The sequence below is a fragment of the Pseudacidovorax intermedius genome (assembly GCF_001476815.1).
GTDB lineage: Bacteria > Pseudomonadota > Gammaproteobacteria > Burkholderiales > Burkholderiaceae_C > Xenophilus > Xenophilus intermedius_A.
In genome coordinates, this window is the sequence record NZ_LDSL01000030.1 from 68767 (window position 1) to 80701 (window position 11935).

Here is an 11935-nt window from a genome sequence, read left to right on the forward strand (position 1 = left end):
CATGACCTCGACCCTCGCCCCCGAATGGACCGCCGCCTGTGCGGTCGACGACATCCTGCCCGACACCGGCGTCTGCGCCCGCGTGGGTGGCCGGCACATCGCCATCTTCCGCATCGGCGACGACCGCTTCTATGCCATCGACAACGTCGACCCGCGGTCCGGCGCCAGCGTGCTGTCGCGCGGGCTCACCGGCAGCCTGGGCGGCCGCACCGTCGTCGCCTCGCCGCTCTACAAGAACCACTTCGACCTGGTGACGGGCGAATGCCTGGAGGCGCCGCAGCACTCGGTGCGCGCCCATGCGGTGCGGGTGGACGGCGGCCGCGTGCTGGTCGCCCTCGGCTGAACGCCGCGCCCCCTTCTCGAACTCCAAGACTCTTCCAAGGAATCCCATGGCCTATCTCGCCCCCGCCGAATTCGTCACCAAGATGGTGGACGCCGGCGAATCCAAGCTGCTGATGTCCACCCGCGACACGCTGATCCGCTCGTACATGGCCGGCGCCATCCTTGCGCTGGCCGCTGCCTTCGCCGTCACGGTCACCGTCAACACCGGCAACGCGCTGGTGGGCGCCATGCTGTTCCCGGTCGGCTTCATCATGCTGTACCTGCTGGGCTTTGATCTGCTGACCGGCGTGTTCACGCTGGCGCCGCTCGCCGTTTTCGACAAGCGCCCCGGCGCGACCTGGCGCGCCGTCCTGCGCAACTGGTCGCTGGTCTTCGTCGGCAACTTCGCCGGCGCCCTCACGGTGGCCGTGTTCATGGCCATCATCTTCACCTTCGGCTGGTCCGAAGCGCCCAACGCCGTCGGCCAGAAGATCGGCCACATCGGCGAAGGCCGCACGGTGGGCTATGCGGCCCACGGCGCCGCCGGCATGCTGACGCTGTTCATCCGCGGCGTGATGTGCAACTGGATGGTCTCCACCGGTGTGGTGGCGGCCATGATGTCCACCACCGTGTCCGGCAAGGCCATCGGCATGTGGATGCCGGTGATGGTGTTCTTCTACATGGGCTTCGAACACAGCATCGTGAACATGTTCCTGTTCCCCTCCGGCCTGCTGCTGGGCGGCAACTTCACGATCATGGACTACCTGATCTGGAACGAGATCCCCACCGTGCTGGGCAACCTGGTGGGCGGCCTGACCTTCGTCGGCGCCACCCTCTACTCGACGCACTACAAGACGGCGCCCAAGCGCGCCCGCGCCTGACCGACGGCCGGCCGACGCGCACGCCGCCTTCGTGACCCGCCCGCCTGCGCCCGCCCTGGCCGTCACGCTCGGCCAGCATTCGCGCGCCGCGCCGGGCGGCGGCGCCAACCAGGACTTCCATGGCGCCATGCTGCCCACGGGCCACCTCCTGGCCAGCAAGGGCATCGCGGTGGCCATCGCCGACGGCATCAGCAGCAGCCCGGTCAGCCAGGAGGCGGCGCAGACGGCCGTCGGCGCCTTCCTCAGCGACTATTACGCCACCTCCGAAGCCTGGTCGGTGCGCCGCGCCGGCCAGCGCGTCATCGGCGCCACCAACGCGTGGCTGCATGCGCAGACCCTGCGCGGCGATGCCCGCTTCGACAAGGACCGCGGCCATGTCTGCACCTTCAGCGCGCTGGTGCTCAAGGGACGCACGCTGCACCTGCTGCACGTGGGCGATGCCCGGCTCTACCGCGTGCATCCGCACGCACTCGAGCCGTTGAGCGAGGACCACCGGCTGCACGTCTGCGCCGGCGAGTCCTACCTGTCGCGCGCACTGGGTGCCGGCGCGCAGGTGGAGATCGACTACCGCCACTGGGAGGCCGAGCCTGGCGAGCTCTACCTGCTGGCCACCGACGGCGCCTATGGCCATCTGGATGCGGACGCGGTGCACCGCCACCTGGCGCAGGCTGGCGACGACCTCGACGCCGCGGCCGCCGCCCTCACCGCCGATGCCCACGCACGCGGCAGCAACGACGACGCCACCGTGCTGCTGCTGCGCATCGACGCCCTGCCCGATGCCGACGCCCCGCTGCCATCGCTCAGCCGCGACGGCCTGGCACTGCCGCCGCCCCTGGCGCCCGGCATGGCCTTCGAAGGCTTCACGCTGGTGCGCGAGCTGCAGTTCAGCGCCCGCAGCCACGTCTACCTGGCCACCGACGACGCCACCGGCCTGCCCTGGGTCCTCAAGGTGCCGGCGGTGGACCTGCGCGACGATGCGGACGCCCTGGACCGCTTCGCCCGCGAGGAATGGATCGCGCGGCGCGTCGACAGCGCACACGTGGTCCAGGCCTGGCGCGGTGAGCGGCCGCGGCGGCACCTGTTCGTGGCCCTGGCGTACATCGAAGGCCAGACGCTGGCGCAATGGATGGTGGACCATCCGCGCCCCGACCTCGACACCGTGCGCAGCCTCGTCGAGCAGGTGGGCCGCGGCCTGCAGGCCCTGCACGGCCGCGAGATGCTTCACCAGGACCTGCGGCCGCACAACGTGCTGATCGACCGCCAGGGCAACGCGCGGTTGATCGACCTGGGCAGTGCCCACGTCGCTGGCCTGGCCGAGGCGGGCGACATGGCATTGCCAGCGGTGCCCGGCACGCTGCAGTACACGGCGCCCGAGTACCTGCTCGGCCAGGGCGGCAGCGTGCGCACCGAACTGTTCTCCCTCGCCGCCCTCACCTACCAGATGCTCTGCGGCCAGCTGCCCTACGGCCTGGACGCCAGCCGCGTGCGCACCCCGCAGGACCTGCGGCGCCTGCGCTACGTGCCGCTGCGCCACCACCGGCCCGAGTTGCCCGCATGGCTGGACGCCGTGCTCCAGAAAGCCCTGTCGCCGGAGCCGCGGAGGCGCCAGGAAGCGGTGTCCGAATTCCTGCACGATCTGCGTGCCCCCGGCGCCGCCTTCCACCGACAGCGCACCGTGCCGATGGCGGAGCGCGACCCGGTGCGCTTCTGGCAAGGCGTAGCACTGGTCCTCGGCGTGGCGGTGGTGGTGCTTCTTGGCCGCCTCGTCCTCGGGACGCCGTGAGCACACCGGCAGCAGCCCAACATCCTCAAAAAAGACGAAGGGGCCAAAGGCGAATGTTGACGCACCACAGGTTAAGGTCGGCACCGATTCCCTTTTGGTGCCCCCGTCCCCATTCATGACCGCCAAAGCCACACGCGCCGCCGCTGCAGCCACTTCCGCCAAGCTCGCCCTCTTCCTCGCCTCGCTCGCCGGGCTGGCACTGGGCCTGGTTTATCTGGTCAATCGATTCGGCTAGGCCCGGCCCAAAAGACAAAAGGCCCGCGATGCGCAAAACGCACCGCAGGCCTTTGTCGAATACTGGTGGGACGTGCGGGGGTCGAACCCACGACAAACGGATTAAAAGTCCGCTGCTCTACCAACTGAGCTAACGTCCCGCTTCACACCGATGCCAGCGCACCGTGTGCAGCAAAGCCAGCGATTATAGCGTGGATTTTTGTGAAATCTGGTCGATGACCCAACCTGCCGCGCACAGTCCGAAGGTCGCCGTGACGCTCACCATCGACCCGTAGCCGTGGCAGTTGAGCGAGCCGTCGCCGTCCATCGCGCAGGATGCATCGGGCGGCGCCACGGGCTCCCTGCTGAAAACGCAGTTCAGCCCGATCGGCTTGCCGTCCTTCGGCGCGCCGTGATGCTTGCGAAGGCGCTGGCGCAGCTGCGCCATGAGCGGATCGTGCGTGGCACGGGCCACGTCGTCGACCTCGACCTTGTGCGCATGCCGCTTGCCACCCGCGGCGCCGACGGTCACGAACCCGACCGAGCGCCGGCGTGCCAGGGCCCAGGCCGCCATGGCCGTCTTGGCCGCCATCTGGTCGCAGGCATCGATGACGGCGCTCACGGAGCCGGCGGCGGCTTCGGCCTGTGCAAGCACGGCGAGCCAGTTGTCGGGCGTGACGAAGTCGTCCACCGGAATCACGCGGCAGGCCGCATTGATCTGCGCGATGCGTGCCTGCATGGCCAGCACCTTGGCCTGGCCGACAGTTGCGTCCAGCGCATGGATCTGCCGGTTGATGTTGGACTCGGCCACGTGGTCCAGGTCGACCAGCGTGAGCGTTCCAACACCGCTGCGCGCCAGAGCCTCGGCCGTCCATGAGCCGACGCCGCCAATGCCGACCACGACAACGTGCGCGCGGCGCACGGCATCCGCACCGCCGATGCCATACAGGCGATCCATGCCGCCGAAGCGGCGCGCCAGGTCTGCTTGGCCGACGGCGGGGGCCGCGGCCCCTTCGCCGCCGTCGGCAGCGGCCGGGACGGATGGCGCGGTCAACGCAGGCGGGACAGTCGCTCGCGCGCCGCGGTGGCCGCTTCGGACTGCGGATAGGCCTTGACCAGGTCTTCCAGCGTGCGGCGTGCCGCACGCGCGTCTTTCAGCTCGATCTGGCAGTTGGCGATGGACAGCACGGCTTCGGGCGCCTTGGCATGGTCCGGCGCCAGCGACAGCATGGAGCGGAAGTTGGCGATGGCCTCGGTGTAGTTGCGCGTGGCGTACTGCGCATTGCCCAGCCAGAACAGCGCGGAGGGGTTGTAGCCGCTGCGCGGGTAGCGCTTGACGAAGTCGGCGAAGGCGGTCTGCGCCTGCGCGAACTGGCCGGCACGGAACACACCCAGCGCCGCCTCGAAGTCCGCCTTCTCGCGCGGATCGGCCGTGAAGTCCTTGCCATCCACCGACACCTGCTGCGGCTCGCTCTGCTTGAGCTTGTCGTCGATGGTGGTCTGGCGCTGCTGCAGGTCGCTCAGCGTTCGGGTCAGCTGCTCGTTCTGTCCGGTCATGCGGGCCAGGTCGCCACGCAGCGCGTCGATCTGCTGCTGCAGGTCGACCAGGCTGCGGCGCAACTGGCCGTTCTCGTCGGCGAGCCGCTGCGTGGTGTTTTCCGACTGTTGGCGGATGGTCTCCACACGCTGGCGCAGGTCGAGGATGGCGCGGCGAGCCTCGTCGTCCTCGAACAGCGCCGCATTCGCCCCGGCCGACAGGCACAGAAAAGCGGCCGCAAGGGCCGCCGGGCGGACGAGGTGCTGCAGGCGCTGCATCAGCGGTACACGATCTCGGCGCGGCGGTTCTGGGCGCGTGCGTCTTCGCTGGTGCCCTGGACGGCCGGCTTTTCCTTGCCGAAGCTGACGGCCTCGATCTGGCTGTCGTTCACGCCCAGCAGCGTCAGCGCGCGGCGCACGGCTTCGGAACGCTTCTGGCCCAGGGCCAGGTTGTACTCGCTGCCGCCACGGTCGTCGGTGTGGCCTTCGATGGAGATGCGGCGCGACGGGTTGGCCTTCAGGAAGCGGGCGTGCGCGTCGAGCAGTTGCTGGAATTCGGGCTTGACCGTGTAGCTGTCGAAGTCGAAGTAGACGATGCGGGCCACGCCGACCGGACCCTGGCGGGTCTGGGCGTTGGGATCGATGGTCACGGGGGCCACGCCGCTGGCAGCGCCGCCGGCACCGGAACCCGTGCCGCCCATGCCGGCGTTGCTCACCGGCGCCTCGTTGAGCTTGGTGCCCGACGAACAGCCCGCCACCAACGCGACGAAGGCCAGGGCAAAAATCGATTTCTTCAACATACGAACACTCCTCAGTGCGGACAAAAAATCATTGCTTCTGGAAGGGGCCCCAATCCGGTTCCCGGATGTCCCCCGCCTTCCCCGCCAACCGCGCCTTGATCTTGCCGTCCAACGTGGTCGTCATCAGCGCTTCTCTACCCTGGATCTGTGTGGAATAGACGAGCAGCTTGCCATTCGGCGCGAAGCTGGGGCTCTCGTCCGCTGCCGTGTCGGTGATGGCAGTGGCGTTGCCGGTGGCGAGTTCCATCACGTGGAGCTTGAAGGCGCCGCCGACCCGCGAGATGTAGGCCAACCACCGTCCGTCGGGACTGATGGCCGGCGAAATGTTGTAGGAACCCGAGAAGGTCACCCGCACCGGCGCACCGCCGCTCGCGGGCATCTTGTAGATCTGCGGTGCGCCGCCTCGGTCGCTCACGAAATAGATGGTGCTGCCGTCGGCCGTGTACGTCGGCTCGGTGTCGATGCTGCTGCTGCTCGTCAGGCGGCGCGGCTCGCCGCCCGTCGACGGGATGGTGTAGAGCTGCGAGCCACCGTCGCGGCTGAGCGTGACGGCCAGCGTGCGGCCGTCCGGCGCCCAGGCCGGGGCGCTGTTGGAGCCACGGAAGTTGGCCACCAGGCGGCGCTGGCCCGAAGCCACCGTGTGCACGTAGACCACCGGCTTGCGCGACTCGAAGGACACGTAGGCGAGTTCGCCGCCGTTGGGCGACCACACCGGCGAGATGATGGGCTCAGGACTCGCGAGTGCCGCCTGTGCGTTTTCGCCGTCGGCATCGGCCACCCACAGGGTGTAGCGGCCGCTGGCCCGCGTCACGTAGGCGATGCGCGTGGAGAACACGCCCTTCTCGCCCGTGAGCTTCTCGTAGACGTAGTCGGCGATGCGGTGGGCCGCGAGGCGCAGGTCGGCTTCGGGCACCGTGTAGCTCTGGCCGCCGAGGTCCTGACCGCGCACCACGTCCCACAGGCGGAATCGCACGTCGTAGCGGCCATCTGCCAGCCGGCTGACGCTGCCGGCCACCAGCGAATCGGCGGTGCGCTGGCGCCACAGCGCGAGGTCGGGCCGGCTGCTCTCGTCGAGCGACTGGCCGGAGGGATCGACGCCGCGGAACTGGCCGCTGCGCTCGAGGTCGGCCTGCACGATGGTGGAGAGCTTCTGCGGCGAGCTCTCCTCGCCGCGGAAGGGCACGAGGGCGATGGGCAGCTGGGTCAGTCCCACGCCGGACACCTCGACGCGGAACTGGGCAAAGGCCGGAAGCATCGGGGCCGCGGCAAAGGCCGTGATCAGCGTGCGGCGGCCAAGGGTCGGGAGATCGAAGAAGGACTGCGACGTCGACGGTTTATTCATGCAGCTCGGAGGAATTTACGCCTGGAAAGTTTCAGTTCGAGGACAGGTCGCCCGGGGCGCGAAGCCGGCGATGTTACACCTCGGCCCTCCGCGCAAACCCGGGCTTGCCAGCCGAAGTCGCTCACGTCCTACATGTCCCGGGGCGGTGCGACCCCGCCCGTAGAATCCGCCGCCATGTCGAGTTCTCCCGCCGATGCGGCCGCCCGGGCCCCCCTGACCCGCCGGCTCGCCAGGCTCATGACCTGGTTCGGCGGGTCCCGTCGCTGGTGGGTGCTGGCCGTGGGTATGTCCGTGCTGGCGGCCATCACCGAGCCCCTCATGCCGGCCCTGCTCAAGCCGCTGCTGGACCGCGGCTTCGCCCGCGGGCAGCTCGCACTGTGGACGGTGCCGACGGCCATCATCGGGCTCTTCGCGGTGCGCGGCGTGGCGCAGTTCGTGTCGCAGTACGCGCTGGCGCGCATTGCCAACGAGGGCATGCAGCGCATGCGGGGCGTGCTGTTCGAACGGCTGCTCGCAGCGGAGCTCGGCCTCTTCGCACGGCAGTCGGCCAGCGCCCTGTCCAACACCATCGTCTACGAGGTGCAGACCGGCGCCATGCTGCTGGTGCAGGCGCTGCTGAGCATTTCGCGCGACGGCTTCACCGTCGTCGCCCTGCTCTTCTACCTGGTCTACCTCAACTGGAAGCTCACGCTGGTCGTGGCGGTGCTGGTGCCCGGCGTGTCGTGGATCATGAAGGCGCTCTCGCGCCGGCTCTACCGACTGACGCTGATGGGCCAGCAGGCCACCGACGACCTGGCCTACGTGGTCGAGGAGAACGTGCTCGCGCACCGCATGGTCCGGCTTCACGGTGCCCAGGCCGGCCAGTCCGGCCGCTTCGACCGGCTCAGCCACAGCCTGAACCGGCTGGCGGTCAAGTCGACCATCGCCTCGGCCGCCATGACGCCGCTGACGCAGCTCTTCGCGGCCGTCGCGCTGTCGGTGGTGGTGATGATCGCCCTCTGGCAGAGCGGCGACCAGGGCCTGACCGTGGGCGGCTTCGTCGCCTACATCACGGCCATGCTGATGATCATCGCGCCCATCCGCCGCCTGGCGGACATGGCCAATCCCATCACCCGCGGCCTGGCGGCGCTGGAGCGCGGACTGGGGCTGATGGACGGCACGCCGGTGGAAACCGATGGCCGCTTCGAGATGGCGCGCGCGCAGGGCCGCGTCGAACTGCATGGCGTGCAGGTGCGCTACCGGGAGGACGCGGGCATGGCGCTGGAGGACATCGACCTGCACATCGCGCCCGGCGAGGTGGTGGCGCTGGTGGGGCCCTCGGGCTCGGGCAAGACCACGCTGGTCAACCTGCTGCCGCGCTTCGTTCAGCCCACTGCCGGCCGGGTCACGCTGGATGGTCACGACGTCGCCGACTGGCGGCTGCACAGCCTGCGCCGCCAGTTTGCGCTGGTGAGCCAGGACGTGGTGATGCTCAACGACACGCTGGCCGCCAACGTGGCCCTGGGCGCCGACGCGGTGGACCGGGACCGGGTCCTGCGCTGCGTGGAGGCCGCCAACCTGGCGCCGCACGTGGCACGCCTGCCCCAGGGCATCGACACCCTGCTCGGCCACAACGCGACGGAGCTGTCGGGCGGCCAGCGGCAGCGGCTGGCCATTGCCCGGGCGCTGTACCGCGATGCGCCCGTGCTGCTGCTGGACGAGGCCACGTCCGCGCTCGACACCGAATCCGAGCGCCTGGTGCAGGAGGCGCTGCAGCGCCTGATGGAGGGCCGCACCACGCTGATCGTGGCGCACCGCCTGTCCACCATCCAGCATGCGGACCGCATCGTGGTGATGGACCGCGGCCGCATCGTGGAACAGGGCAGCCATGCCCAGCTGATGGCCCTCGACGGGCTCTACGCCCGCCTGCAGGCGCCACGCGCGCCTTCCTCGTCCGCCGCCGCTGCCGCGGGCTGAACGAGACGGAATGCAGCGGGGCCCGGTGGCCCCCTCGTACCTCGACGCGACATGCCGCGCAAGCCACGTCCTACGCGCGGAAAGGCCAATACGCGTCCTCTTGAGTCAGGTCATGTACGAGTTTTAAAAACTTAACAGAATGTTAACCTGCACCATGACGTGGTGGAACGCGCCACGTCTTCCGACAGTCAGCGACGAAGGATTAGGCAATGCAGTCCACGCAAGCGGCACCTGCCGGTGCCCATGACGATCATTGCGGCACGCTAGACGATGACGCCGGTCCTGCGGGCATTCATGGCGTCCTGGCGGCCGTACGCCGCCATCTGGGCATGGATGTGGCGTTCGTCTCGCGCTTCGAAACCGAGGACCGGGTGTTCGAGTACGTGGATGCGGGCCCCGGGGCGCCGATCCAGCAACAGCAGCGGCTGTCGCTCAACGAGGGTTATTGCCTGAAGGTGGTGCGCGGCGAACTGCCCGAATGCATCCCGGACACCTCCCAGGTGGAAGCCGCCCGAACCATTCCGCAGACCGACAGCGTGCCCATCGGCTCCCATCTGAGCGTGCCGGTGCGTCTGCCCGACGGCCGCATCTACGGCACCCTGTGCTGCTTCAGCTATCTGCCCAATCCCGCACTCGGCGAGCGGGAGATGCGCCTGATGCACGCCTTTGCGGAAGTGGTCGGCCTGCGCGTCGAAGAGCGCACCGCGGCGCAGCGTGAGCGCCAGAACGTGGCGCGCGAGGTGCGCGATGCCATCGCGGCCGGTGCACCGCGCATCGTCTACCAGCCCGTCTACAGCATCGCCGAGCGGGCCGTGCGCGGCTTCGAATGCCTTTCACGATTCGACGTCGCGCCGAACCGTCCGCCGGACCAGTGGTTCCGCATCGCCGAGGAGGCGGGCGTGGGCATCGAACTGGAGTTGCGGGCCATCGAAAAGGCGCTCGAGAGCCTCAACGCCTTCCAGGGCCACTGCTCGCTGAGCGTGAACTGCTCGCCCGCACTCATCCTGTCGGGCAAGCTGCAGCCCCTGCTGGAAGCCGTGGCAACGCCGTCCCGCATCACGCTGGAGATCACCGAGCACGCCATCGTGCAGGACTACGTCGCACTGGCCACCGCCCTGGCGCCGCTGCGTGCGCTGGGCTGCTGCCTGGCGGTGGACGACGCCGGCGCCGGCTACGCCAGCATGCGCCACATCCTCAACCTCGCGCCCGAGATCATCAAGCTCGACATGAGCCTGACGCGCAACATCCACGACGACAGCAAGCGCCGCGCGCTGGCCAAGGGCCTGACCAGCTTCGCCCACGAGATCCACAGCCTGGTCATTGCCGAGGGTGTCGAATCGCAGGCCGAACTGGAGATGCTTCGGAACCTGGACGTGGACTGTGCCCAGGGCTACTTTCTGGCCCGGCCGCTGGGCCTGAAGGACGCCCTGGCCTTCAATCCGCAGGCCTGAGAAGAAACACCCCCATCTCCTTCCAGGGGCGCACCCGGTGGTCCGGCGAAGCCGGCTCCGCGGGGCCGCGCATCGCCTGCTGCGCGACCCTGCGAACCCGCTCAGAGCAGCACGATGTCGTACTGCCCCTGCCCCATCGCCGATTCGGCCTGCAGCGAGATCGGCTTGCCGATGAAGTCCGACAGCCCGGCCAGGTGCTGGCTCTCCTCGTCAAGGAACAGCTCGATCACCGCCGGCGACGAGACGATGCGGAACTCGCGCGGCGTGAACTGGCGCGCCTCGCGCAGGATCTCGCGCAGCACTTCGTAGGCGACGGTGCGTGCCGTCTTCACGATGCCCTGGCCGCCACAGGCGACGCAGGGCTCGCACAGCATGTGGGCCAGCGATTCGCGGGTGCGCTTGCGCGTCATCTCCACCAGGCCCAGCTGCGAGAAGCCGCTCGCCGTGGTCTTGACGCGGTCGCGGCCCAGTTGTTTGCGCAGTTCGGCCAGCACCTGCTCGCGGTGGTCGGCGCGGCCCATGTCGATGAAATCGACGATCACAATGCCGCCTAGGTTGCGCAGCCGAAGCTGCCGCGCGATGCCCAGCGCGGCCTCCAGGTTGGTCTTGAAGACCGTGTCGTCGAAATTGCGGGCGCCGACGTAGGCGCCGGTGTTGACGTCGATGGTCGTCAGCGCCTCGGTCTGGTCGATCACCAGGTAGCCGCCAGACTTGAGATCCACCCGACGGCCCAGCGCGCGCACGATGTCCTCGTCGATGTTGAAGAGGTCGAAGATGGGCCGCTCGCCGGTGTAGAGCGTCAGCTTCTCGGCCGCCTTGGGCATGAATTCGCGGCCGAAGCGCAGCAGCGCGTCGAATTGCTCGCGCGAGTCGATGCGGATGCTCGTGATGTGGTCGTCCACCAGGTCGCGCAGCACGCGCTGCAGCAGGCTCAGGTCCTGGTGCAGCAGCGACACGGGCGGCATCTTGCCCGACCGTTCGTGGATGCGCGCCCAGGTCTTGCGCAGGTAGGCGATGTCCTCGGCCAGTTCGGTGTCGCTGGCGTCCTCGCCATTGGTGCGCAGGATGTAACCGCCGTGCTCGCGCGGCGCCATGCCGGGCACGGCCTCGGCCTTCACCGCCGCATCGGCGAGCGTCTGCACGCGCTGGCGCAGCGCATCGCGCTGGTCCGGCGGAATCTTCTGCGAGACGCCGATGTGGTTGTCCTGCGGCAGGAAGACCAGCATGCGCCCGGCGATGCTGATCTGCGTGGACAGCCGCGCGCCCTTGGTGCCGATCGGGTCCTTGATCACCTGCACCAGCAGCGACTGCCCTTCGAACACCTGGCGCTCGATGGGCACGACTGACTGCGGCGGCCGGCCGTCGGCGGTGGGGCGCGTTTCGGCACCCGGCGCGGCGCGCGAGCCCGGCGTGTACGGCGCCACCAGGTCCGCCACGTGCAGGAAGGCGGTGCGCTCGAGCCCGATGTCGATGAAGGCCGACTGCATGCCGGGCAGCACGCGCGACACCTTGCCCAGGTAGATGTTGCCGACCAGGCCGCGCTCCAGCGTGCGTTCGACGTGCAGCTCCTGCACGGCACCGTGCTCGACGACGGCGACGCGGGTCTCCTGAGGGGCCCAGTTGATGAGGATTTCCTGCATGGCTTCGCGCTT

At 69.1% G+C, this 11935-nt stretch carries 10 protein-coding genes and 1 tRNA gene; 5 read left to right on the forward strand and 6 right to left on the reverse strand.

The window, feature by feature from the left end; translation table 11 throughout:
• Window position 1 precedes the first annotated feature (1 nt).
• Genes nirD through NS331_RS04235 form a run of 3 tightly spaced genes read left to right on the forward strand, consistent with a single transcriptional unit; the run spans window position 2 to window position 2985 of the window.
• Window positions 2–343 carry a nitrite reductase small subunit NirD gene (nirD, locus tag NS331_RS04225; RefSeq protein WP_058640761.1) on the forward strand — a complete coding sequence of 114 codons (342 nt, stop codon included), beginning with the start codon at window positions 2–4 and terminating at the stop codon, window positions 341–343.
• A 46-nt stretch (window positions 344–389) separates the two neighbouring features.
• Window positions 390–1202 (forward strand): formate/nitrite transporter family protein, encoded by an 813-nt coding sequence (locus NS331_RS04230; RefSeq protein WP_058640762.1) that lies wholly within the window; start codon window positions 390–392, stop codon window positions 1200–1202.
• Window positions 1203–1233: 31 nt separating this feature from the next.
• Entirely contained in the window at window positions 1234–2985 is a 1752-nt protein-coding gene (locus tag NS331_RS04235) for a bifunctional protein-serine/threonine kinase/phosphatase (protein WP_058640763.1), read from the forward strand.
• 298 nt (window positions 2986–3283) lie between these two features.
• Here NS331_RS04235 and NS331_RS04240 read toward each other — a convergent pair.
• The 5 genes from NS331_RS04240 to tolB form a co-directional block, all read right to left on the reverse strand.
• Window positions 3284–3359 (reverse strand) — tRNA-Lys (locus NS331_RS04240).
• A 44-nt stretch (window positions 3360–3403) separates the two neighbouring features.
• Complete coding sequence (locus NS331_RS04245; protein ID WP_082702253.1) at window positions 3404–4156, reverse strand: tRNA threonylcarbamoyladenosine dehydratase; 753 nt, start codon at window positions 4154–4156, stop codon at window positions 3404–3406.
• A 92-nt stretch (window positions 4157–4248) separates the two neighbouring features.
• Window positions 4249–5013: a tol-pal system protein YbgF gene (gene ybgF, locus NS331_RS04250; RefSeq protein ID WP_058640765.1), complete on the reverse strand. Its 765-nt coding sequence runs from the start codon at window positions 5011–5013 to the stop codon at window positions 4249–4251.
• A complete protein-coding gene (gene pal / locus NS331_RS04255) occupies window positions 5013–5534 on the reverse strand; it encodes a peptidoglycan-associated lipoprotein Pal (RefSeq protein ID WP_058640766.1) in 522 nt (173 codons plus the stop codon). Before pal ends, ybgF begins: the two co-directional genes overlap by 1 nt.
• A 28-nt stretch (window positions 5535–5562) precedes the next feature.
• On the reverse strand, window positions 5563–6876 hold the full coding sequence (gene tolB / locus NS331_RS04260) for a Tol-Pal system beta propeller repeat protein TolB (RefSeq protein ID WP_082702245.1): 1314 nt from the start codon (window positions 6874–6876) through the stop codon (window positions 5563–5565).
• 174 nt (window positions 6877–7050) lie between these two features.
• On the opposite strand from tolB, the gene msbA reads away from it, so the two are divergent.
• Entirely contained in the window at window positions 7051–8832 is a 1782-nt protein-coding gene (gene msbA, locus NS331_RS04265; protein WP_058640767.1) for a lipid A export permease/ATP-binding protein MsbA, read from the forward strand.
• Between the two features lie 209 nt (window positions 8833–9041).
• Window positions 9042–10283 carry a sensor domain-containing phosphodiesterase gene (locus NS331_RS04270; RefSeq protein WP_082702246.1) on the forward strand — a complete coding sequence of 414 codons (1242 nt, stop codon included), beginning with the start codon at window positions 9042–9044 and terminating at the stop codon, window positions 10281–10283.
• 101 nt (window positions 10284–10384) lie between these two features.
• Here NS331_RS04270 and rng read toward each other — a convergent pair whose 3' ends face one another.
• Window positions 10385–11923, reverse strand: a complete 1539-nt coding sequence (rng, locus tag NS331_RS04275) for a ribonuclease G (protein WP_058640769.1) — start codon at window positions 11921–11923, stop codon at window positions 10385–10387.
• Window positions 11924–11935: the final 12 nt, after the last annotated feature.